At 56.9% G+C, this 23,096-nt stretch carries 19 protein-coding genes; 13 read left to right on the top strand and 6 right to left on the bottom strand.

Translation table 11 applies throughout. The features are described 5' to 3' along the window. Positions 1-20 precede the first annotated feature (20 nt). The 3 genes from AB4N48_RS11555 (at position 21) to AB4N48_RS11545 (ending at position 2,804) form a co-directional block, all read left to right on the top strand. Positions 21-1,166, top strand: a complete 1,146-nt coding sequence (locus AB4N48_RS11555; RefSeq protein ID WP_460095455.1) for a glycerol dehydrogenase — start codon at positions 21-23, stop codon at positions 1,164-1,166. Between the two features lie 108 nt (positions 1,167-1,274). After that, positions 1,275-1,811 carry a 2,4'-dihydroxyacetophenone dioxygenase family protein gene (locus tag AB4N48_RS11550; RefSeq protein WP_024012829.1) on the top strand — a complete coding sequence of 179 codons (537 nt, stop codon included), beginning with the start codon at positions 1,275-1,277 and terminating at the stop codon, positions 1,809-1,811. Positions 1,812-1,898: 87 nt separating this feature from the next. After that, complete coding sequence (locus tag AB4N48_RS11545) at positions 1,899-2,804, top strand: LysR family transcriptional regulator (protein WP_016774575.1); 906 nt, start codon at positions 1,899-1,901, stop codon at positions 2,802-2,804. Between the two features lie 121 nt (positions 2,805-2,925). Here the strand turns inward: AB4N48_RS11545 and AB4N48_RS11540 are convergent, their stop codons facing one another. From AB4N48_RS11540 to AB4N48_RS11530, 3 genes are all read right to left on the bottom strand, one after another. Continuing rightward, the gene (locus AB4N48_RS11540; protein WP_305383019.1) at positions 2,926-5,385 is read right to left on the bottom strand and encodes a fimbria/pilus outer membrane usher protein; all 2,460 of its coding nucleotides are present in this window, start codon (positions 5,383-5,385) and stop codon (positions 2,926-2,928) included. Positions 5,386-5,582: 197 nt separating this feature from the next. Further along, positions 5,583-6,332: a fimbrial biogenesis chaperone gene (locus AB4N48_RS11535; RefSeq protein ID WP_041478776.1), complete on the bottom strand. Its 750-nt coding sequence runs from the start codon at positions 6,330-6,332 to the stop codon at positions 5,583-5,585. A gap of 67 nt (positions 6,333-6,399) precedes the next feature. Continuing rightward, positions 6,400-7,005, bottom strand: a complete 606-nt coding sequence (locus AB4N48_RS11530; RefSeq protein ID WP_083352866.1) for a fimbrial protein — start codon at positions 7,003-7,005, stop codon at positions 6,400-6,402. A gap of 320 nt (positions 7,006-7,325) precedes the next feature. On the opposite strand from AB4N48_RS11530, the gene AB4N48_RS11525 reads away from it, so the two are divergent. From AB4N48_RS11525 to AB4N48_RS11500, 6 genes are all read left to right on the top strand, one after another. Then, complete coding sequence (locus AB4N48_RS11525; protein ID WP_095179872.1) at positions 7,326-8,546, top strand: EAL domain-containing response regulator; 1,221 nt, start codon at positions 7,326-7,328, stop codon at positions 8,544-8,546. A 173-nt stretch (positions 8,547-8,719) separates the two neighbouring features. Beyond that, complete coding sequence (locus tag AB4N48_RS11520; RefSeq protein WP_460095560.1) at positions 8,720-9,427, top strand: response regulator; 708 nt, start codon at positions 8,720-8,722, stop codon at positions 9,425-9,427. A 52-nt stretch (positions 9,428-9,479) separates the two neighbouring features. Continuing rightward, positions 9,480-13,067 (top strand): transporter substrate-binding domain-containing protein, encoded by a 3,588-nt coding sequence (locus AB4N48_RS11515; RefSeq protein WP_460095454.1) that lies wholly within the window; start codon positions 9,480-9,482, stop codon positions 13,065-13,067. 101 nt (positions 13,068-13,168) lie between these two features. Continuing rightward, positions 13,169-13,546 (top strand): type 1 fimbrial protein, encoded by a 378-nt coding sequence (locus tag AB4N48_RS11510; RefSeq protein ID WP_016774580.1) that lies wholly within the window; start codon positions 13,169-13,171, stop codon positions 13,544-13,546. 308 nt (positions 13,547-13,854) lie between these two features. Next, positions 13,855-14,316, top strand: a complete 462-nt coding sequence (locus AB4N48_RS11505; RefSeq protein WP_056785680.1) for a hypothetical protein — start codon at positions 13,855-13,857, stop codon at positions 14,314-14,316. Positions 14,317-14,431: 115 nt separating this feature from the next. Beyond that, positions 14,432-16,060, top strand: coding sequence for a methyl-accepting chemotaxis protein (locus AB4N48_RS11500; protein ID WP_095179876.1), 1,629 nt, complete (start codon positions 14,432-14,434; stop codon positions 16,058-16,060). 74 nt (positions 16,061-16,134) lie between these two features. On the opposite strand, the gene AB4N48_RS11495 is transcribed toward AB4N48_RS11500, so the two are convergent. Further along, entirely contained in the window at positions 16,135-16,674 is a 540-nt protein-coding gene (locus AB4N48_RS11495; RefSeq protein ID WP_095179878.1) for a hypothetical protein, read from the bottom strand. Positions 16,675-16,998: 324 nt separating this feature from the next. On the opposite strand from AB4N48_RS11495, the gene AB4N48_RS11490 reads away from it, so the two are divergent. Beyond that, the gene (locus AB4N48_RS11490; protein WP_150635413.1) at positions 16,999-17,955 is read left to right on the top strand and encodes a fimbrial protein; all 957 of its coding nucleotides are present in this window, start codon (positions 16,999-17,001) and stop codon (positions 17,953-17,955) included. On the opposite strand, the gene AB4N48_RS11485 is transcribed toward AB4N48_RS11490, so the two are convergent. Both AB4N48_RS11485 and AB4N48_RS11480 read right to left on the bottom strand, forming a co-directional pair. After that, positions 17,950-18,309, bottom strand: coding sequence for a response regulator (locus AB4N48_RS11485; RefSeq protein WP_016774585.1), 360 nt, complete (start codon positions 18,307-18,309; stop codon positions 17,950-17,952). The genes AB4N48_RS11490 and AB4N48_RS11485 overlap by 6 nt on opposite strands. Positions 18,310-18,332: 23 nt before the next feature. Continuing rightward, positions 18,333-19,772: an ATPase domain-containing protein gene (locus AB4N48_RS11480; protein ID WP_130899380.1), complete on the bottom strand. Its 1,440-nt coding sequence runs from the start codon at positions 19,770-19,772 to the stop codon at positions 18,333-18,335. A 313-nt stretch (positions 19,773-20,085) separates the two neighbouring features. Between AB4N48_RS11480 and pstS the strand changes: the two genes are divergently transcribed. The 3 genes from pstS to pstA all read left to right on the top strand — a co-directional run bounded on the left by pstS (position 20,086) and on the right by pstA (position 23,068). Beyond that, entirely contained in the window at positions 20,086-21,117 is a 1,032-nt protein-coding gene (pstS, locus tag AB4N48_RS11475; protein ID WP_051600442.1) for a phosphate ABC transporter substrate-binding protein PstS, read from the top strand. Positions 21,118-21,191: 74 nt separating this feature from the next. Further along, complete coding sequence (gene pstC, locus AB4N48_RS11470) at positions 21,192-22,160, top strand: phosphate ABC transporter permease subunit PstC (protein WP_095179884.1); 969 nt, start codon at positions 21,192-21,194, stop codon at positions 22,158-22,160. Then, positions 22,157-23,068 (top strand): phosphate ABC transporter permease PstA, encoded by a 912-nt coding sequence (gene pstA / locus AB4N48_RS11465; protein ID WP_016774590.1) that lies wholly within the window; start codon positions 22,157-22,159, stop codon positions 23,066-23,068. Before pstC ends, pstA begins: the two co-directional genes overlap by 4 nt. Positions 23,069-23,096: the final 28 nt, after the last annotated feature.

The following is a 23,096-nucleotide window of genomic DNA, read 5'->3' as shown; positions in this document are numbered from 1 at the left end:
TTCTTGCGAGGACGTTTGTCATGGTTAAAACGATGGGATTTCCCGGTCGCTACGAGCAGGGTCCGAATGCATTGCAACAATTGGGCAGAGTGCTGAGCGACATGGGTCGATCACGGCCGCTGGTGCTTTGCGATGAGTTTGTCGCCCGGCATCTATGGCCGCAGGTTGGCGCCGCGTTGCAGGACCAGGGATTGGAGCCATTGCACATCGAGTTTCCCGGCGAGTGCACGCGCGCTGCGATTGCGCAGTTATCCGAGCAGGCATTGCTGCACGCCCCCGACACGATCATTGCGCTGGGCGGTGGCAAGACCATCGATACGGCGAAGGGGCTGGCGGCCAATCTCGACGTACCGATCATTGTCTGCCCCACGATCGCTTCAAGTGACGCGCCAACGAGTCGGCTGATCGTGCTTTACGACGAAGAGCACAAAGTGGTGGGCGTGGAGTTTCTGAAGATGAATCCCGCTGCGGTGATTGTCGATACAGAGGTCATCGTTCAGGCGCCGGCACGGTTCTTCGCGGCCGGGATCGGCGATGCCATCAGCAAGAAATTCGAAGCCCGACAGTGCTACGCCGCCGGCGGCCACAACTCTTTCGGCACACCGCCGCTGCACACGGCATTGATGCTCACCAACCTGGTTTTCGACACGCTGATGCAGTACGGCGTCCCGGCATATCAGGCGGTGTGTCGACATGAACTCACCGATGATGTCGAGCGGGTCATCGAAGGCACCGTGCTGATTAGCGGTGTCGGTTTCGAGAGCGGTGGTTTGTCACTGTCCCATGCCCTGGTTCGGGGGCTGACCGCGATACCGGCGATGGCGTCGATGCTGCATGGCGAACTGGTGGCGTTCGGCACGCTGGTGCAGATGGCGGTGGAGGCGCGACCGGCCGAAGAGATTGAACAGGTCGCGCGTCTGCTGCACGCGGTGAAGCTGCCCGTGACGTTCGCTGAACTGGGTCAGCGCACGCCGTTGACGACGGCGCAGATCAATATTCTCGTGGACGCAACCTTATCGGCGGTTTACGCCAGAAACATGCAACCGCCCTTGAACTACCAGCGCCTGGTGGAAGGATTGGCGGCGGCTGACAGCCTTGGTTCACGGCTGGTCAGAGTCTGCGCGAACCCGCCCCGACACTGTGATCCTGCGTCACAACAGGTGTGACCAAGTAGCTGTTTTCTCCCGTACAGCGACGCCATAACCTTTCCCTCAAGCGAAATCCTGGCGCAATCAAGTGCTGTGAATTCGTCAAAAAAACCGAGAGGCCTGACTATGAATACTCCTGTTAAACCTGATGAACTCGCCATTGCGTATCAGTTGCCGCAAGTTCCATTCATGACGCCCGACATGGTGCATCCGGGCGTCATGACGCAGTGGCTCGAAGACGATGCGCTGTGGGTGCCGGTAACAAAATCTGTCTCCTTCAAGCCATTGCTGCTCAACACCAGCGGCGGCTATTACATCAACCTGTTGCGGGTGCGTCAGGCCGGCGTGCTGTCGCGTCACCGCCATACCGGCGGCGTGCATGCGATCGTGCTCAAGGGGCGTTGGTACTACCTGGAGCATGACTGGGTCGCGGAGGAGGGGTCTTTTGCCTATGAGCCGCCCGGTGAAACGCATACCCTGTTCGTCCCCGAGGATGTGAGTGAAATGATCACCTGGTTCCACGTGCAGGGTGGCTACACTTACGTCGATCCGCAGGGCGTTGCCGTGGGTTACGAAGATGTGTTCACCAAGCTTGAAGCCGCCCGAGCGCATTACAAGACGCTGGGTTTGCCGGACGACTACATCGAACAGTTCATTCGCTGACCCGGACCCCAGGAAAAAGCGCGCTTCGGCGCGCTTTTTCATAAGCGTTGAGACAACATGCCTTCAAGCTTTTCGCCAGGACCGGCCATGGACAATTATTCGCAGCTGCTCGCTTTTATATGGTCTACCGAATGTGGAAGTTTTTCTGCTGCCGCGCGCGCCCATCACCTGACGCCATCAGCGGTCAGCAAACTGATCACCCGCCTGGAAGATCGCTTGCAGGTCCGGCTGTTCCAGCGCGGCTCACGCGTGCTGACGCTGACCGAGGAGGGCGCCGCTTACCTGCGCAGCGCCAAAGCCGTCGTTGAAGCCATGAACGAGGCGGACTCGCTGGCCGAGGCGTTGCCCTCCAGGGTCAGTGGCACCCTGCGCATCCACACCATGACCTCTTTCGCCAAACACCAGATCGTGCCGTGGCTACCGGAATTTCTGGATTTGTATCCCTCACTGGACGTTGAGATCCAACTCGGCGCGCAATTCGTCGATCACTTCGAGCAAGGGCTCGATATCGCCATCCACAGCGGCGTATTGCCCAGCTCATCACGCATTGCCAGACGCATCGGCGAATGTGAATGGCTGATCTGTGCCTCGCCGCAGTACCTGGCTGAACACGGCACACCAACCACACCCGCAGATTTGCTGAATCATCGTTGCTTCAATTTCAGCTTCGTCAGCCCGTGGAACAAATGGTCATTTTTGCAGGATGGAGACGGCGTCTCGGTACCGGTGACCGCCAGCGCGTCGTTTACTCAAGGCGATCTGTTGCGCGACATGGCGCTGTCAGGCGCTGGCGTGGTGAAGCTTGCGGACTTTCATATCGGGCTTGATGTAAAAGCGGGAACGCTAGTGCCGTTGCTTGAGGATTTCAAAACGGGTGTGGTCGAGCCGATCTACCTGCTTTATTCGGATCGCAAGCATTTGAGTCCACGGATACGAGTATTCATCGAGTTTTTTCAGAACAAGTGGCGTGAGCATCCGTGGAAGGTCTCCTGACGTTCAGCTCTGGGGGCAGCGTATTGATCAACGCGATGCTCAAACTGCGCATTAAAAAGCCCTGAATCATCAGGGCTGAGTTTTGGTTGAGGGGGCGTAGAGTGACAAGCTCGCGGTCGGTCTACTTCGCGCTCGAAGAGCAGGCCAACCGGTATTGCTCATAGTTCAAGCCTTCGACCTTTTCCGGCAGCTTGTACGGCACGGGGCAGCTTTTGCCCTGCCACTTGATGGTGATGACACCGTGATCTTTGGTCACCAGCGCCAGGGCCTTGCCCGTCGGATCTGACAATGCCAGTTGTTTGCCGTCGCTATCCAACAGCACCGCGCCGAATGGAATCGGCTGGCCGTTGGCATCGTACAGTTCAAACTGGACGCGTCTGCCTTTGCTGCCTTCGAAGCGTGCAAGAACTATCGAACCTCGTCTTGGCACCAGTTGCTGGGTGGCATTGTCCAGCTCGATCTCACCGCCCAGGTTACGCGTGTCCAGCGTTACCCAGTTCACGCGGTACGGTTGCGCGTTAGGCAGAACCGCATAGCCGTTCAGGCCGGTTTTCACACCCGAATAGCTGCTGACTTCGACGCCCGACATGCCGGGCACTTCCACCAGACCGAACGTTTCACCGACGGTCTGGCCCATATTGATGCCGCCTGCATGGGCCACCAGCGATCCGGCGGCACTCAGGTTCTGTGATTCATAACCGTTGCCTCGGTTGTAACCCAGGCTCAGGTCGCCCATCGATGTGCGGGTACTCAGGCTCAGCGAGCCAGATCGATCGCCTTGGACACTGCGCCCGGTCTGCACGGAATAGTAGGTGTCGCTGTCCTCGGTCAGATAACCGTTGATCCCGGCTTGGGTGCTGGTACCGGTGTTCTGATGGTTACTGGAAATGTAGGCGCGCGGTGCGCGGGGTGTCGAACCGAGCGGAAACGAAATCGAGACGCTCAGTTGTGTGTCGTTGCTGGTGTCACCGCGCGCGCCGAACTCCTGGGTTTTGCTCAGGCTGATGTTGTAGTTCAGGTCGCGCCAATTGTTGTTGTAGCCGGCGGAAAAGCTCCGCGAGCCACCGCGATCCCAATAGCGCTGGTCACTGGCGTTCAGGTACAGCGAGCCGAACTGGCGTGCTTCGCCCAAAGTCTGGTTGACCGTGAGGTCGGTGCGGGTTTTGGAATTACCCAGGCGCCGGGTGGCCCCGGAGCTGGTGTCCTGGACATGGTCGGTCAGCGTGCGGTAACCCTCGGTCGAATAACGATAAGCGGCGAGGGTGAAGCTGGTATCGGTGCCGGTGAAGGTCTTTGCATAGAGCGCGCGTATGCTGCTGCCCTGGGTGGTTTTGCCGAATGCCTTGCTGGACGATTGCGTCACGTCCAGGGACATTGCGCCAATCGAGGTGTTCTTCGCCGCACCGACTGAAATCGCCTTGAAACCATTGCTGGCCTGAAGGCCGGCAATGCCTGTCAGGTTGCTGGTCAAGCCGTAGGCGAACGTGCCGCTGAGGAAGGCGGGCTTGTCATAGCCCTCGCTGTTGTTATTGAATTTGCCGCTCGACAGGCTGTACTTCAACTGTCCCTCACGCACCATCGTCGGCAGGGCGGAGAATGCCTGTCGGGTGACCTTGCGCCGTCCATCCGCTTCAACAATGGTGATCTCCAGATCGCCGTTGGAGCCCGATGGATAGATGTCACTGATCTCGAACGGACCCGGCGGCACGTTGGTGGTGTAGAGAATGTAGTTATCCTGGCGGACCTCGATCGTGGCGTTGGTTTCAGCAACGCCACGTATGATCGGCGCATAGCCGCGCTCGCTGTCTGCGCGCATGCCCTCATCAGAGGCCACCTTGACGCCTTGATAGCGCACGCTGTCGAACAGATCCGAATCGGAAAAGATTTCACCCGCGCTCAGTTGCCCCTTGATCGCCGTGAGGTCGCGCTGGATGAACGTGCGGTTGCTGACAAAACGATTGGGCCGGCCGGTGGAGCTGCTCAGATTGGACTCGTTGCGCAGACGCCAGGCGCCAAAGTTGATGCCGTTGCGCAGCCCCAGGTTATTGGAGATTTGCGTGGTGTAATCGGTTTTGCTGCGGGTGCTGCTCAGCTGGTAGTTGATGAAACCGGCGGCCACACCTTGGTCCCAAAGCTCTGGATCTACATAGCCGCGCATGCCACGCGCCATGGCGACCTGCGGCACGCTGATATTGAGGCGCAGGCGGTTGGCATCGAAGCTGAGACTGGCTTGCTCGATCATTGCAGGCAGGTCGTAGTGATCGGCAGGGTGTTGCTCGTCAACCAGACCCTGCTCACGAAGTTTGCGCATGTCCACACCCAGCTGCTGCAACAGTTCCAGAGTGATGCGTGGCTCGACTTTGCCGTTGACCGGGTTGGCCGCGAAATCGATATCGCGACGCCCGACCAGCGTGCCATTGCTGAACACGTCGACGCGGTATTGGCCTGGCAAGACGCTGTTGGCATTCAGCAACGGTTGCAGATCGACCGCCGATGAACCTTCAAGGAACAGCGTATTGAAAGATTCACTCGCCACTGCGGCCGGGGCTTCGGCGCCCACGGCGAAGCCGCAAATGGCCATGTTGATAGCAAAGCACAATGGATGCAGGCAGCCCAACGCCGCTTTGTTTTTCTGGCGCGCAACATGATGCTTAACACAACTTTCAGATGTGTGGTGTTGGGAGGGAAACATGCAATTTGCCTTATCAGTCCGTGTTGCTTCAACCGGAGTCCGGAACTTGTGAATAGCTTGTAAGTTGGCAGGGTGGGGTGGGGGAATTACTGGGCGGAGGCATCTTTCACGCGCTCGGCATGGCTTTCGGCAACGCTTAGTGGTGCATCGAATCGTTGTTGTGCGCCGTAATCGTTAATTGCTGAAAAACTCAAATGCGAAGTACCAGCTGGCAGATCTTTCAGATTGAATGAGCGAACTTCCCCTGGAACGATCATTGTCGAATCAATTACCAATTCCGCTTTTTTCCCTGCAACGACTTTCAGATCCGCCAGCGACACGTGGTAGTTGCTTTGGTTTTTTACTTTCAGCACCGACTTGCCAGCCTGAGTGACCAATTGCCATGCAAGTTGCTCCGGTGCCTTTGCGGCATCACCGGTGAGTCCGTCCGGGCGGAAGAAGACCTTGATACGCTGACGTACCGCCAATTGCAGCGTGTTGACATCGGCAGCACTGGCCTGGGGGATTTCCTGCACGTTCAGCCATACCACCGACTCCTTGTCCGCAGGCATGCCGCGGCCTTCATAAAGAATCCTCAGTAATTGCTGTTGATTGGGCTCAAGTTTGGCCAGTGGTGGAGTAACAGCGAAAGGCGGTGCGCTGCCAGCCGTGTCGCCGGCATCGAGCCACGATTGTGCGAGGATGGTTTGCCCGCCGTTGCGCACCGTGACGTTCGCCTCTTTGTGCGCGCCATCGAAGATGATCCGGGTGGAGCTCAGAGAGATGCTGGCGAATGCCGAGTGCGTCATCAACACCCCGGCAAGCCCCAGGCAAAGCGGAAAATAGCGACTTAACATAGTTTTCACCGATTAATGGCCGGGGAAGGACGAGGCACAGCGGCCCCGTCCGGGTATTGCGCGTTGCTTATTCGTATTCGAGAACGAACGGCAGAGTGGCGTTACCGGTACCTGCAGTAGCAGCGGTCTTGTCGCCGGTGGTGACGTAAGCGGCTGCGAACGACAGGGTGCCGTCGCCGCCAGTGGTGCCGTCGCCAGTCAGGCTGGTCTGCACTTTGGCGGTGGCTTCGGAGCTCAGGTCGATCAATTGGCCATTGCTGTCCAGCAGCGCGATACCTACGCCTTTGGCCGCATCGGTACCTTGCAGCTTGAGAACTTTTTTGCCATCAACCAGGCCCGAACCGCCGTTTACGGTTGGTTTGAACAGCATCGAAACCTTGGTGCCAGCGTTGCAGTTCACTTTCAGGTTGAAATCGTTGGCGGCCACACGACCGGCGCCCGGAGCAGAGTCGGTGCCCATGTCTTTGATCGACACGCTGCCCATGTCCACGGCAATCATCTTGTCGTTACCCGAAGCGCCGTCTACCGAGCAGGCGTCGTTGTTGATAACGCCGGTGAAGCTGATTTGACCGCTGCCGCCCTTGACAGCTTTAGCGGCTTCTTCTTCAGCCACTGCACCAGTGGAGGCAGCCAGTACGGAAAGAGTGAGTACTGCGAAAGCGAACTTTTTCATGTTTATATCCGAAGTTATTGTGAAGTGCTGCATTGAAATGCCAGGCCATATTAGGTGTGCGGTGGTGGCGGGTCTTTGGGATTTGTCTTAAAGCGATAAATGTGCGAGCCAGTCAGTAATATGGCAGTGGCGTATTCATATTTGCGGTAATGGTGCAGCGAACCAAATGAGACAATTCTCAAAGTCGTGCGGTCTTTGTCTGGCTAGTATTCGCGGATGCAGAAATTCTCAGTCAACGCAAAGTTTGTGAGCGGGCGTCCTGCTTGAAAGATTATTCAGACTTTCGCTATTAACGACTGATAGAAAGAGGTTCCAGGTTTGTGAACACGCTTCGTATATTGGTCTTGGAAGATCACGCCTTTCAGCGCACGGCGGCAGTCAGTGCGCTTAATAGTCTGGGGTACAAAAATATCTTTCAGGCGGCTGACGGCAAGGATGCGCTGGCTGTGATATCCCAGGCTGGAGGCGTGGACGTTGCATTGTGTGACTTGAGCATGGCCGGGATGGATGGTTTGACGTTCTTGCGCCTGGCGAGAGAGGCCGGTTTGATTCGTGCAGTGATCATCTGCAGTTCACTGCCTGAAGACTTGTTGCGCACGGTTGATCGAATCGTCACGTTGCAGGGGCTTGAGTTGCTTGGCAGTGTCGGAAAACCGTTGATGGTCGATGTGCTGGCGCCGTTGTTGGCTCGCTACCGGCCGCACAATCAGATCGATGCCAAAGTGGCAGAAAGTCAGCTTGATCAGCCCACAGAGGGTGAGGTACTCGAAGCCATTCGTCGGCAGGAGTTTCGCGCCTACTTCCAGCCCAAATTTCATCTGCGCAGTGGTGAAGTGGATGGCGCCGAGGTGCTGGTGCGATGGCAGAGCCCCAGTCGTGGATTGCTTTCGCCGGGCATGTTCTTGCCGACGATCGAGCGCTGCGGGCTGCTCGATGAGATGTTTTTCAGCCTGCTCACGCAAGGCTTGAGTCTGCAGCGCTTCGTCCAGTCTCACGGCAAGCCGTTCAAGCTGGCGTTCAATCTCGACGTGACGCAGATGGCCAATCCGAATCTTGTCGACCGGATCAAGGCGCTGTTGCGCATCCATGGCGCCTCGCCAGCTGGGCTCATTTTCGAGCTCACGGAAACCGGCCTGCTGCAGATGCCCGAGATCAGCATGGAAAACATGGTGCGTCTGCGCATGCTCGGCTTCAGTCTGGCAATCGATGATTTCGGTGTCGGCTATTCTTCACTTGAGCGGCTGTGCCAGATGCCGTTCAACGAAATCAAACTCGACGCCGGCTTCGTGCAGAATTTCCATCAGGCGCGCTACAGCGCGGTCATCCACGGGGCGTTGGCCTTGGCGCGGGAATTGGACATGCGCGTGGTGGCAGAAGGTATTGAAACCGCAGATCAGGTTCAGCATCTGGCGCGGCTTGGTTGTCAGTGGGGGCAGGGCTTCTTCTATGCTCGCCCGATGAATTGGGCGCATTTGGTCGACTGGCGTTTCGAAGGCCAGAAGTCGTCCTGGCGCCGCGCAATAGGCACATCCGATCGTTGATGCAAGCGGCATTCTGACTTTTGGGACAAAGCCCTATTTCGCCACGCCTTCAAAACACTCATCATGTGCCGAGAAATCAATCAGATGCACCTGAATGCTTCGGTGATGCCCGGGATTTGCTGCGGTTGCCAAGTGCTGATGGTCCTCCAACACTCTTCATCATGGAGCTGTTCATGCATTGGTCAGTCGTGAATCCGTTACGCGTTGCCATCCTTGATGATCACTCGCTCATACGTCTGGCGATGAAGTCGCGGCTGACGCGCGAAGCCGAGTTCAGTGTCGTAGGTGTGTATGGCAGCAGCGCGCAGTTGCTCACCGGATTGCGCGAAATCGACATCGACCTGCTGATACTCGATTACAAACTGCACGATGGGGAGCTGGACGGGCTCAATCTGATCCGCCTGCTGCGCAAGCAATATCCGGGCATGCGCATCCTTGTCTCATCTTCCGAAGAGCGCCCGGCGGTAGTGAATATGGCGATCGGGGCGGGCGTCAGCGGATTCTTCGGCAAGTCGCAGTCGGTCGATGACCTGATCACCGCCATCCGCAGTGCTGCGTCCGGCCAGTTGTATCTTTCGCCGGAAATGGCCTTCGAACTCGATGTGCTGCCTGCGTCGGTCGACGAACCTGTTGGTGCCAATGATGATGGCGCGGCGCACGGCGACGACTTCCTCAGTAATCCTCTGCTGTCACCGAAAGAAAAAGAAGTATTGCGCTGCTGCCTCGAGGGGATGGGAGTGACGCAGATCGCTTTGAAGTTCTCGCGCAGTCGCAAAACCATCAGCGGGCAAAAACAGGCCGCTTTCAAAAAGCTTGGCATTCGTGGTGATGCGGAGCTGTTCAAGTTGCAGCACAGCCTGACGGCGGACAACCAGGGATAACTCGCTTATGTTTCATCTGTTGCGCGGTGTTTTGCTAGTCAGTGTGCTTGTCATGTTCGGTAGCGGGTCGTTGTGGGCAGCAGAGCCGCGCACTCTGCAGGTGTTCGGTCGGTCTGACTGCAAGGAGCTACAGATCGATCTGGCCAATGAAGACTGGAGTTGGCTGCGGCAGAAGCGCAGTCTGGTGCTGGGCTCGGCGCTTCCGGATTTCCCGCCTTATGTCATGACCGCCAGCGGTACGCGGTACGAGGGAATAGCCGCCGACATCGCCTGCATTATCGGTCAGGCCTTGCATGTCGAAGTTACCGTCAAGGCTTATCCCGACCGTCGCGACGCCATGGCGGCGCTCGAGCGTGGCGACATCGACATGCTGGGCAGTTCCAACAGTTTCGAGTTGATCGACGGCCTCGTCACGCTCAGTAAGCCTTATGTCGAAGACGTGCCGGCAATGTTCATGCGCGGTGATGATCGGCGCCCGATGCCGGCCAATCTGGCCGGTTTGCGTATTGCGGTTGCCGACGATTACCTGCCTTCCAGTCAATTACACGCGTTATACCCCAACGCCGAATTCGTGCTTTTTCCATCGAACGAGTTGGCACTGGCTGCGCTGGCTTTTGGCAAGGTCGACCTGTTTCTCGGCGATACGGTGTCGAGCAATTACCTGATCAACCTCAACTACTTCAACTATGTGCGGCTGCACTCTTTCGTCAAAACCCAAACCAGCGGTTTCAGCTTTGCCTTGCGCCGGGGCAACGACCAATTGCTGCGTCTGATCGATTCGACCCTCGAGTCGCTGGGTGATGCGAAGATTGCCGAAATTACCAAGCGCTGGTCGGGCGGCGGCGGGGCGCTGACGCCCAAACGCATTGACCTGACACCCGGCGAAGCACGTTGGCTTGAGCTGCATCCGGTCGCGCGGTTCGTGATCAATGACGATCAGGCACCGTTTGCATTCTTTGATGGTGACGGCAACTTTGGCGGGATCGGCGCTGATCTGCTCGAGCTCATCCAGCGGCGTACCGGCTTGCAGATCAATGTCGAGCGCACCGACAGCTTTTCCAGTCTGAGCACGCGTCTGCTGGATGGCAGCGCGGATATTTCTCTGCTGACACCAACGGTCTCGCGGGAAGTCGGCATGCGTTTCACTCATCCGTTCCTTGCCAGCCCCTTTGTGATCGTCACCACCAAGGACGCAGGCGCGCCTTCAAGCCTGCAGGAGCTGCGCGGCAAGCGCGTCGCAGTGCCCGAAAGTTCGGCTGAGCGTGAGCTGCTCAAGGACTACCCCGACATCGAGATCGTTGATAACGAAACAGTTCTGGGCGCCTTGGCTGACGTGAAGGACGGTCGAGCGGACGCGATGATTACCACGTTGCACAGTGCGCGCTACTACATCGCCCACATCTACAGCGACAGCTTGCGTATCTCCAACATCGTCGGCATGAACAAAGGCTTCCTCGCTTTCGCCGCGCGGCGTGCCGATACCGAACTGGTCAGCATTCTGAACAAGGCGCTGCTGAGCATTCCGCCGGATGAGCTGGACGTAATCCTCAACAGGTGGCGTCCCATTGCAGCGTTTTCGGGGTTGTCGTGGCGCGATTACAAGGCGCTGATCTACCAGATCAGCGCTGGCGCGTTCCTGATTATCCTGGGATCGCTGGCGTGGAATTTCTACATCCGTCGGCAGATTCGCGAACGCAGTCGTGCAGAGCGCTTGCTCGGCGATCAGCTGAAGTTCATGGGGGCGCTGATCAACGGCACGCCGCATCCCATTTACGTACGTGACCGGGAAGGTCGGCTGGTGACCTGCAATAATAATTATCTGCAAACATTTGGCCTGTCAGAAAAGGACGTGATCGGCAAGACCGTGCTCGAAAGCGGCAAGCGCAATCGTCAGGAGGCGTTGCAATTTCACGACGACTACCTGCGCGTCATCGAGCAGGACGAACCTTACGAGGTGGATCGCACGCTGCATGTGGGTGATACGCGGCTGATCATTTACCACTGGATCCAGCCGTATCACGACACGGCGGGTGAAGTCAGAGGCGTGATCTGCGGCTGGATCGATATCAGCGAACGCCGTGAACTGATCGAGGAGTTGCGTTCGGCGAAAGAGCTGGCTGACGAGTCGAGCCGCGCCAAAACCACGTTCCTGGCGACCATGAGCCACGAAATCCGTACGCCGATGAGCGCCGTGATCGGCATGCTCGAACTTACCCTCAAGCGTGCCGAGCAAGGTCACTTCGATCGGCCGGCGATTGAAGTGGCATACGACTCGGCAAAAGGTCTGCTGGAACTGATCGGCGATATCCTCGATGTGGTACGCATCGAATCGGGCCATGTCAGCCTTTCGCCGAAACGTGCCAACCTGCGCGAATTGGTCGAATCCGTGGCGCGGGTGTTCGACGGCTTGGCCAGGCAGAAGAGTCTGGTGCTTAAGCTCGACATCGACGCCACTGTCGGCTGTGACGTATTGGTTGATCCGATGCGCTTCCAGCAGGTGCTCTCGAACCTGGTGGGCAACGCGATCAAGTTTACCGACACCGGTCATGTCACCGTCTCGATTCGCGGCCAACGTCTCGCTGACGAACGCTTACAGGTCGACCTCAAGGTCGAGGACACCGGCATCGGCATTTCCAGCGCCGATCTGCAGAATCTGTTCCAGCCGTTTTCCCAAGCCAATCATGGCCCCTCCAGCAGAGGCGGCACCGGTCTGGGACTGGCGATCTCCCGTTCATTGTGCGAATTGATGGGCGGGCGGCTGAACATTACCAGTACGCTTGGCAAAGGCACCTGCCTGGAAGTGTCGCTGTTCTTCAATATTCTCAGCCCGCTTGGCGGCAAAGTGCTGCCTGTTTCGGTTGTTCAGGACAAACCGGTACCGACACTCAGGATTCTCGTAGTCGATGACCAGAGCGCCAACCGCCTGCTGTTGACGCAGCAGCTGAGTTTCCTTGGCCAGGCGGTGCGTGATGCCGCCGACGGTGCCCAGGCATTGGCGCTGTGGCGCTCGGAGCCGTTTGACATTGTGATCACGGACTGCAACATGCCGGTCATGAACGGCTATGAGCTGGCCCGCACCATTCGCCAGGACGAACGCGAAAGTGGTGGATCGCCGTGCATCGTACTGGGCTTCACGGCCAACGCGCAGCCGGAAGAAAAAGTGAAATGCCGGGAGGCCGGGATGGATGATTGTCTGTTCAAACCGATCAGTCTCGGCACCTTGTCGATCATGCTTGCAGGCTGGGAAAAAAATGTTGAAACCCAGCCATTTGAAAGCCCGCCTGCGGCGACTATCAAGGAGCTGGGTTCGATTCGCGAGCGTCTTGACGAGCTCACCGGAGGCGATCTCGACATGATGAAAGAACTTCTGCGCGAGGCGCTGTCGAGTTGCGAAAAGGATCTGGAGGAGTTGCATTCGCTAATACCCGAAAGCGATCCCGGGCTGTTGGCTGACCTGGCGCACCGCATCAAGGGGGCGGCGCGCATTGTTGCCGAGCATCAGGTCATTGAGGCGTGTAACGAGCTTGAAGCCGAGTGCGAGGCGCCTGTTATCGATCCGCTGGACCTCAATCGCAGTGCATTGAAGCTGGAGCATGCACAGGCTGATCTGATCAAGAAAATCAAACGGATCGAGCTGTAAACGTATCGGCTCATGACCATCCGACTGGCCTTGCATTAAAGCTGACGTTAAAGATCATTTTGCAGCGGGCGATACCTTGGTAATAACCATGGAGTTTCGCGATGATCATTCGACGTCCTTTATTGATTGCCTGCCTTTGCCTGCTCGGTTTTGACACCGTCAGCGCAGCCCAGTCTGCGCCGGTCAGCGGAGTGATTCGCTTCAGCGGTCGAATTGTCGAGGCAAGTTGCATCGCCAGTGGCGCCAGCCATTCTTCTGTCGAGTTGCTTGATTGCCCCCAGGCAAGCACCGGGCAGATTTTTACCGTGAACAACGTCAGTGCGGCAGGGCGAGGTGAGTCGCGCCAGCAGGTGTTTGTGAAGGTGATTGCCGATACTCATGAGCAGGACGATTATTACGACCAGCGCTTGCTGCTCACGGACAACAAGGGTCACCAGATAACGAGCGGTAATTACGTAGTGACGATGACGCTGCCTTGATGGCTTGGAAAGAATGAGTCTGCGCCCCTTGTTTCAAGGTTACTGACAAAAAGGGGCGTTAATAATGAGAATTGTCTGGTTCGCACAGAACCGTCCCGCGCTTCTGGCTTGTCGCCACTCCCCTGCGTTGCAAAATCCCTCCTTCAACACTTTCTGAGCCAGACCATGCGCCGATCGCTTGGGCTGTCGTCAAGGTGTGGCTTTTTATCATCTATCCCTGCGTTCATTTTTGAGACAAGTCTCATATCAGGCAGGTTGGCCCTTGGTTATTTTCTTGAAAGGAAGAATGGAGCTGCCAAAGGTGTCCGATGTTTCTTGAAAATAACCGCAGTCGATCCTTGCGGATCCTGATCGCCGATAGCGATGTGCGCAGAGGTCTGTCAATCGAACAGCAGTTCAACAAGCTGGGCTGTCTCAGCGTCTTGAACGTTTGCACTTATCGTGACCTGAAAATACTGACGTATTACTGCCCTCAACGGTTGAGCCTGGTCGTCGTCAATGCTGAGTTGCTCAGCGAAATGGCGATGGATCCGCTCGACTTTTTCGGGGAAAACCCGCTGATTCGTCATCTGCTGATTTTCAATCCCAACGATGATCACCAGTGGTCGAAGACCTTCTTCAACCCGCATCCGCAACGCTGGATGCGCCTGGTCTCGAAAATCAATCTGCCGCGCCTGGCAGATTTTCTGATGCTGGCCGACCCGGCGCTCAAGGAACTTGCGGAGCCGGCCTCGACCGACTCCACACTCTCTTCGTGCGCAAACCGCTAGCTGCTGCACCTTCCCGCGATGATCCACGTAGACGCTGAGGTGCTATTGCCCAGCGCCTGCTGTGCCGCCCACTCGTTTGCCCCATTGTCTTGAATACACTCTAAGGTAAGGCATCATGCTGCTTCGTAAACTCAATCTCGCGCCTCGTTCGGCGCTGTGTTTCGGCTTGTTCTGTCTCATGATTATCGCGATCGGATTGATCGCTCTGCAGCAAGTCGACTTGCTCAACAAGGCAGAAACGTACGTCGAGACGACGATCGTGCCGAGTATCAAGCTGCTCGGCCAACTCGATCGAGAGTTCGTCGAAATCAAGGGCAACAACGCTCGCTTGCGCAATCCCATCGAAACCCCTGAGCGCAAGGCGCAAGCCCTGATGGACATTCAGCAGTCGCGTCAGCTGATCAAAAAACATCAGCAAGCGCTCATTGATCTGCTGGCCACTGACGCTGGGCGCGAGGCGTTCGAGGAGTTTGCCAAAGCACAGAAGGTCAACGATCTGGCTCAGGAGCAATACCTTCAAACCGTGGCGAACGGGCAGCTTGAAGCGGCCATTGCGTTGTCAAAGAATCAGATGCGTGCTGCCTCGGATGGCGTACAAGTCGCGCTCAAGAAGCTGATTGCACTCAACGAAATAGAAGCTTATGAGGCGGGCAAGCAGGCCGACAATGTCTATGAGCACACGCTGTTGATCGTCAGTGTGTTCATTCTCATCGCGATCGGTGCTTCGTTGGCCCTTGCCGTGTTGTATACCCGCAGTCTGACCGTGCCGATTGCAGGCTCGCTGAGGGTAGCGGAATGCATCGCCGCCAATGATCTGAGCGAAACCATTGCGCTGGATGGCTCCGATGAGGCGGCGCAAATGCTGTCGTCATTGGCGGCGATGCAAACCAGCCTGCGAGATGCCTTGATCATGATCCGTGATTCGTCCACGCAGTTGGCCGAGACCTCGGAGGTCATGCACGGCGTCACTGAAGATATCTCGCGTATCACTCAACGTCAGAGCCATGAAATCGAAATGGCCGCCACCGCCGTCACTGAAATGAGTGCAGCGGTGGAGCAGGTTGCAGACAACGCCGCATCGACCTCGCAGTTGACGTCGGAATCAAGTGCCGCAGCCGTCGCCGGTCGAAGCCAGGTCAGCGACACGGTAGCCGCAATCAACCTGATGGTGTCCAGCGTGCACAGCACCTCGGCTGAGGTGCAGGCGCTATCGACCATGGCGAGCGATATCAGCAGCGTGCTGGACGTTATCCGAGAGGTTGCCGAACAAACCAATCTGCTTGCCTTGAACGCAGCGATCGAAGCAGCGCGGGCGGGGGAGGCGGGTCGCGGTTTTGCCGTGGTTGCCGATGAGGTGAGAGGGCTGGCGCAGCGTACTCAGAAGTCGACCGAGGACATCGAGTCCATGGTCAGCTCCATTCAGTCAGGCACCAGCCGCGCAGTTTCCTCCATGAGCCACACCCGCGCTCAGGCCGAGAGAACGCTCGAAATGGCCAATATCGCCGGCGAAGTGCTGACCGACATCACTGGCTCGCTGAATCTCATCAACGAGCGAAACCTGCTGATGGCAACCGCTGCCGAGGAGCAGGCTCAGGTTGCGCGGGAAGTCGACCGCAGCCTGATCAGCATTCGTGACCTGTCATGTGAAACCGCAGAGGGGTCGAAACAGACGGCAGTTGCATCGGCGGAGCTGTCGCAACTGGCGGCATCGCTGAATAAATTGACCAAGGAATTCAAGCTTTAAGACGTTAACGGGAAGCCCTGATTGCCAGGGCTTTTTTGATCCGCGATCAAGCGCAGCGCGCAACGAGTGCTGACTCAACTCTGTGTTGGCGATTCGGTGTGTGCCGTCAGTTGTTCAATGCAGGTGGCGAGTTGTTTTTCATAGCTTTCAAGCACGGCTTCGGCTTCAGCTTCGCGCTCATCACGCAGACGAAAGAAGTCGTCGCGACTGAGTTGGTCCGCTACGAGTCGGATATTTTGCTCGATGATCGCGCAGAGTGAGTCTTCATCCTCTAACGCCGCGCTGGTTTGTGCTGCGCGTTGAGTGTTTTCGAGTTCGGTCTTTGCCGCCTCGGCGGCCTTCGCCTGTTCCTTCGCGGTAAGCAGGTCGGTTTCCAGGGCCTGCTTTTGTTCCGCCAGACGCTTGAGTTCAGCGGTCATTGACTGGATGGTATCGGAGCGCTGCTTGAGCTGGATCTCCTGCTGTTGCACCACGGCCTTCAGTGGAAAGAGATTGTTGAGCTCATAACCGGCGACGACAGTCATGGCGATCAGCGCCAGTGCCAGAATCGTCAGGCAGTAGAGGGCGGCGTTGCTGTGGGGTTTTGCGCTATTGAGGGTATCGAGGGCTCTCACGGAATCTGTTCTCCTATCAAGAACAGTCAGGGTACTGGCCGAGTTCCACTGTGCATTTAAGACGAGTCTTAAATTGGCTTTAGTTATTTGCGCTGAGTAAGTGTGATGCTAAATAGCGTGTCTGTTTGTAGATTTTTCAGGTCTGACTGGCTGGTTATAAATCTATGAGAATTGTCTTGTTATTGAATAAATAAATTTTTGCTCAAGTGTTCTTTTTTTATTATCTTCTCGTTCCGGTCGTGGTGATTTTGCTGCCAATTAAATAGGTGTGGCTACGTCAGCCATTCAGTTGTTTACACGCTAGATAGAGTCAGAGAGAGTGTTATGAAGTTGTGCCGTGTATTAATTGTCGGGCTCTTGTATATGCTGTCGTCAAACGCAATGGCGGCGGTATGCGAATTTTATCCGGACAATTCCATGGGCAATATGCGGGTTATACTGCCGGCCACTCTCTCGGTACCACGTGACGCGCCGAATGGCACGGTTATCTATGAAAGTCCGATCGTGACGCTGGGTTCCATTCCCAGTTCGTTCAGGTGCTCTGCAGTGCACAATGAAGGTGTGCGCAATAATGTCGGCGTTACTCAGCCGGGCGTGGAGATTTTTCCTATTGGGAATACCGGAATCGGCTGGCAATGGGTCCGACCGCCATCGGGGAAAGCGTGGAAGGGCTTTCCAGGAACTACCGACACTGCTGGCGGTTGGGGTTGGAATGGTTCGGAGCACATCTTGCGTTTTGTAAAGACGGGCACTATTTCCGGCAGTGCGACGATACCTTCAGGCCAACTGGGGACGTTTGTCGCTGCTGAAATCGAGCCTTTGGCAATGAATACCAGCGGCACGCGGGTAGTCTCACAGTCTTGCGAAACACCCGATGTGAAAGTCGATATGGGCAGCTATAACTTGAGCGATTTCCCCGAGAACGGCGCATCTGCCAAGGAGCAATACTTTTCTCTCAATATGAAAAACTGTCCCACAGGAATTAACAACTTCCGATTTTCCTTCTCACCCACTGCGGGCAGCCCTGTGTGGGACGCTGGTACTGGCATGGTAAATCTGAACAGTAATTCCACTGCCAAAGGTCTGGCATTGCAGATGCGCTTCAGTGACAAGTCGACACTCAAACTGAATCAGAACTACATAATGAAAGCGCCCACATCGCAAGGCGGCAATGCATATATTTCCTTGCAAGCCCGCTTCGTGCGCATCGAGCCTTCAAATGCGCAAATGCGAGCGGGCGATGCCAATGCCGAAATTGCCTTTGTCGTCGAGTATCTATGAGCCCAACAGCCTCTTCACCTCAGCCACAATCACCGCAATATCAAACGGCTTGGGCACCACCACATCAAACAGATCCGAACGCTGCATGCCGATGTGCGCTTGCGCGCCACTCATGAGAATGATCGGCAAGTGTTTGACGGACGGCTGGGCACGCACGGCTTCGGCGAATTCGAGGCCGTCCATGACCGGCATCATGAAGTCAGTGATGACCAAGGCTGGACGTTCTCTTTCCAGCACTTCGAGAGCCTTCTTGCCATTGCTCGCGGTCACAGTCATGAAGCCCTCATCCTCAAGCGCAAAGCCAAGAATGTCAGCAATCAGATACTCGTCGTCGACTACCAGGATGGTGGTCATGTTATTTCAACCCGCTTGCAGACTTACGAAATTGAACCAGGCAATGACTCAGCTGTGACTGAAGGTTCATTTTTCAAAGCCTTTTCCAGGAACACATCTTGATCACGGATAACCACCTCGAACCGCGACGGGTTGTAGGAGCTATCACGTATCTTGAGAATGGAAAGCGTCCTGTGAAGTTCAGCGTGATTCTCAAAGAAACGCATGAGCATCAGGTTGTCGACAATACTGGACAGGTCGGAGTTCGGTGCGCTGACCTCGGATCCGAACAAATCGCGCATTTCCCATGAGGCGAACACCGTAACGCCTCTGGAGCGCAGCTCATTCATCAGCGCGCTGAAAAAGTCGGTGATGCGTTCCGGAGTGGTTGAAACCCGAGTCATGCCGCTGAGGCTATCGATGAACAGGCGCTTGATGCCTTTTTCATCGACCAGGCTCAGCAGGCGTGCGCCGAGGCCGTCCAGCAAGCCTTCGGTAGTTGGCTGCCAGGCAATGCTCAGCGCACCGCTGTGTTCCATGTGTTCGATATCAATGCCCAGCGAACGGCCTTTGAGCCGCAGCCGCTGCGGGCTTTCATAGAAGCCGAAGTGCAGGCCCGGCGATTCGGCCGTCGACTGCGCGATGAACTTCAGACCCAGCGTGGTCTTGCCGATCCCGGAAGGCCCCATGACCAGCGTCACGCTGGAGCTGTGCAAGCCACCCCCGAGGATGTCATCCAGTGAAGCAATGCCGCTTGGAATGCGCGTCATGTCCGCGCTGTCAGGGGCGGAAGGGCGCTTGTAGAGACTTTCGAGGCGCGGGTAGACGACCAGGCCGTTATCGGTGATCTCGCACTCGTGAAGACCGGTCAACGCGCCGCTGCCGCGAGTCTTGCGCAAATGAATGCGGCGCACCGAACGGGTACCGAAAAGTTCTTCGCCCATTTCGATGACGCCGTCGACCATCGTGTGCTCGGGGCTGCCGTCGTCCAGGCGCGAGCTGGTCAGGAACAGCACGGTGCAACCGGCAAATGCGGCATGGCCTTGCAGTTCGGAAATGAATTTTTTCGTGTCGATCGGCGAGTCGGCTTTGGAGCGTGCATTGAGCAGGCCGTCAACGACCATGACGGTCGCCTTCTGCCGAGTGATTTCACGTCGCAGCAGCTTCACGACTTCATCGAGGCCTTCGTTTTCCAGCGTATCGAATGCGCTGACAAACTGAATTTCCGCGCCGACTCGCGAAGCGTCGAAAAAACTCATGGTCGACAGGAACTGGAACAGGCGGTCGTGGGACTCGGCCAGCAACGTGGCGACCAGCACACGGCCGCCGTTGCGGGCATGGTGAAACCCTAGCTGGTTGGCAAGGATGGTCTTGCCGGAGCCCGGGCGCCCTTGAATGATGTATGAAGCGCCGGCGACAAAGCCCCCCTGAAGCAGCGCGTCGAGCCCTTCGATCCCGCTTTGAAGGCGTTTTAGCTTTTCCACAATGCGACCCTGATCTGAATAAACAGGCTTGTTCAGCCGAATGAGTGAAATGCTAACGCCATTTCCGGTTGAGGGCCATAAAGGCTGGGGAAAAGTAGCGTTTTTGCAATGTGAACCTGGCACGTGACTGCTCGGGATCAGGGGGTAGTGACAAGCCCGGCACAGGAAGATTCGATTTTTCGAAACCCGGAGGCCGATTACATCCATAGGCGCTGCTGCGGACCATGAGGGTAACGCTTGCCACTTTGCTTTCATGAAATCGTCACAAAACTGCTGCAGAGTTCGGGAGCCCGTAATCACTAGGTGTCATTTAATGAAAAGTTTGATGAAGTCTGCTGCGCTCGCCATTGCGGTATCTCTTTGTGCCACCTCGGCCTCATTTGCAGCAGAAAATGTTCGCCTGACGGGGTCCGGAGCAAGTTTCCCGGCGCCGATCTACCTGACCTGGTTCAAGGATTTCAGCAAGAAATCCGATGGCGTCACTGTCGATTACCAATCCAAGGGCAGTGGCGCGGGCGTACAGGACTTCTTGAACAAAACCGTGGATTTCGCTGCCAGTGACTCGGCAATGAAAGACGAAGATATCGCCAAGGTCGCCGAAGGCGTGCAGTTGCTGCCAATGACCGCCGGGGAAATCGTGCTGGCCTATAACCTGCCGGGCAATCCCAAGGGCCTGAAGCTGCCACGCGACGTCTATTCCAACATTTTCCTGGGCAAGATCACGCGCTGGAACGATCCGCAAATCGTCGCTGCCAACCCTGATCTGAAACTGTCCGATACGCCGATCACGGTTGTCGTGCGTGCAGATTCCAGCGGTACTACCGCGGTATTCACCAAGCACCTGGCAACCGTCAACGCCGAGTTCAAGCAGGCGTTGGGTGAGGGCAACACCGTCAACTGGCCGGCCAGTGACAAGTTCATCAAATCGCCGAAAAACGATGGCGTAACCGCTACCGTGCGCCAGACCCCAGGTGCGATTGGTTACATCGAATATGGCTTCGCGAAGCTGGCCAAGGTCGACTTTGCCCAGTTGCAGAACAAGGCTGGCAATTACGTAGTACCAAATGCCGAAAGCGGTGCCGAGGCCCTGGCGGCGGTGAAGATGCCGGAAAACCTGGTGGCCTGGCTGCCTGATCCGGACGGTGCCAAGTCCTATCCGATCACCTCTTATACCTGGATGATTTTCCGCAAGGACAATGGCAACCCGGCCAAGGCCAAAGCCATGCGTGAAATGGTCGAATACAGCCTGACCGAGGGGCAGAAGATTGCCGATTCGATGGGTTACATCCCGTTGCCGCAATCGGTCGTCGAACAGGTTCGCAAAGCGTCCGCCAACATTCAGTAACGCCGTGAGGTCTCTCTCGGCGTGTGCGTCTGCGCCACGCCGGGAGAGTTTTCCCCCTGTTCCGGACTTAGCCCATGAACAAACCTTTTGTCGTACCGGTTAATCCCGACTCTGCCTGCCAGCCACCTTCGACGAAGGATTTCCTGGTTGATCGCACCTTCCGCGCGCTCGCACGCATCGGTGTGGTACTCATTCTGGCGCTGGTATTTGCACTGGTGTTCGAAGTCGGACGCAAGGCACTTCCCGGTATGGAGAAGCACGGCTTCGATGTGCTTCTGGGCAGTGTGTGGGACGTCAACCAGGGCAAATACGGCATCCTGCCGGCCATCTGGGGCACGCTTTACAGCGCCTTCATCGCGTTGCTGATCGCCGGTGTCTTTGGCGTGAGCATGGCGATTTTCCTGACCCAGGATTTCCTGCCAACCAAGCTCGCTGCGCTGTTTCGCACCATCGTCGAATTGCTCGCGGCCATCCCCAGCGTGGTCTATGGCCTGTGGGGGATCTATGTGGTGATTCCGGCGATTCGGCCGCTGACGACCTGGCTGAACAGCGAGCTGGGCTGGATACCCTTTTTCGGCACGTCCCTGAGCGGTCCGGGCCTGCTGCCCGCAGCTCTGGTGCTCGCCATCATGATTCTGCCGACCATTGCCGCCGTGTCGCAGGACGCGCTTACGGCTGTGCCGATGAAAACCAAACAGGCCGCGTACGGCATGGGCACAACCCATTGGGAAGCGATTCTCAAGGTGATGGTGCCTTCGGCTGCCACCGGCATTTTCGGCTCTCTGGTGCTGGGCCTGGGGCGCGCGCTGGGTGAAACGATGGCGCTGGCCATGCTGGTCGGCAATGCCAACAACATTTCCCTCTCGTTGTTTGCACCGGCCAACACGCTTGCCGCTCTGCTGGCGCTGAACTTCCCCGAAGCCGGACCGAACGAGATCGAGGTGTTGATGTATGCCGCGCTCGTGCTGATGTTGATTACGCTGATCGTGAACATTTTCGGCTCGATGATCATGATGTACGCCCAACGGGGTAACAAGGGATGACTGATCTGACCGCAGCAACAGACCTGACGGCGCCAACCGGTGCGATGCCGAGTTTGCAACGCAGGTTCGAAGGCCGCGCGCTGCGCAGCCTGATCCTGACCACCCTGGTCTGGGCAGGTGCTTTGCTGGCCAGCGTGCCGCTGATTTCCGTGCTCTACATGCTGATCACTCGTGGTGGCGCGCGTCTGAACCTGGAAGTCTTCACTGAACTGCCGCCGACCGGCTTCGAGATGGGTGGCGGTTTCGGCAATGCGATGGCGGGTACTTTCGTGATGGTCGGTATCGCGGCAGCGATCGCGGTGCCGGTCGGGATCATGGCGGCCATTTTTCTGGCTGAACTGGGGCCGGATAGCAAGCTGGGGAACGCCGCGCGTTTTGCCGCCAAGATGCTTACGGGCCTGCCATCAATCCTGGCAGGTGTATTTGCCTACGCTTTGGTTGTAATGACGACTGGCACGTATTCGGCACCGGCAGGTGGCGTGGCGCTCGCCGTCCTGATGCTGCCTATCGTGGTGCTGACCGCAGAAGAATCGATGCGGATGGTGCCCAAGATCATGAAAGATGCTGCTTATGGCATGGGCTGCACTCGCTCGCAGGTCATCTGGAAAATCATCTTGCCGACCGGCATGCCGGCGATCCTGACTGGCGTGATGCTCGCCGTGGCGCGTGCCGCAGGCGAGACGGCACCGCTGTTATTTACCGCGCTGTTCAGCAACTACTGGATCTACCACCAGGGCAATCTCGATGTCATGAATCCGACTGCCTCGCTGGCGGTGCTGATCTACAACTTCTCCGGCATGCCTTTCGATAACCAGCTCGAGCTCGCATGGGCGGCCTCGTTGGTGCTGGTGATGATCGTGCTGTTCGTGAACATCATCAGCCGGATTTTCGGCAAGCCCAAGTATTAAGAACGGGAGCATCTGATTTTGAACGTAT

Source organism: Pseudomonas sp. S2_C11, assembly GCF_054668395.1.
Note: the sequence above shows the minus strand (reverse complement) of the source record. Positions and strands in the feature narration are given on the sequence as shown.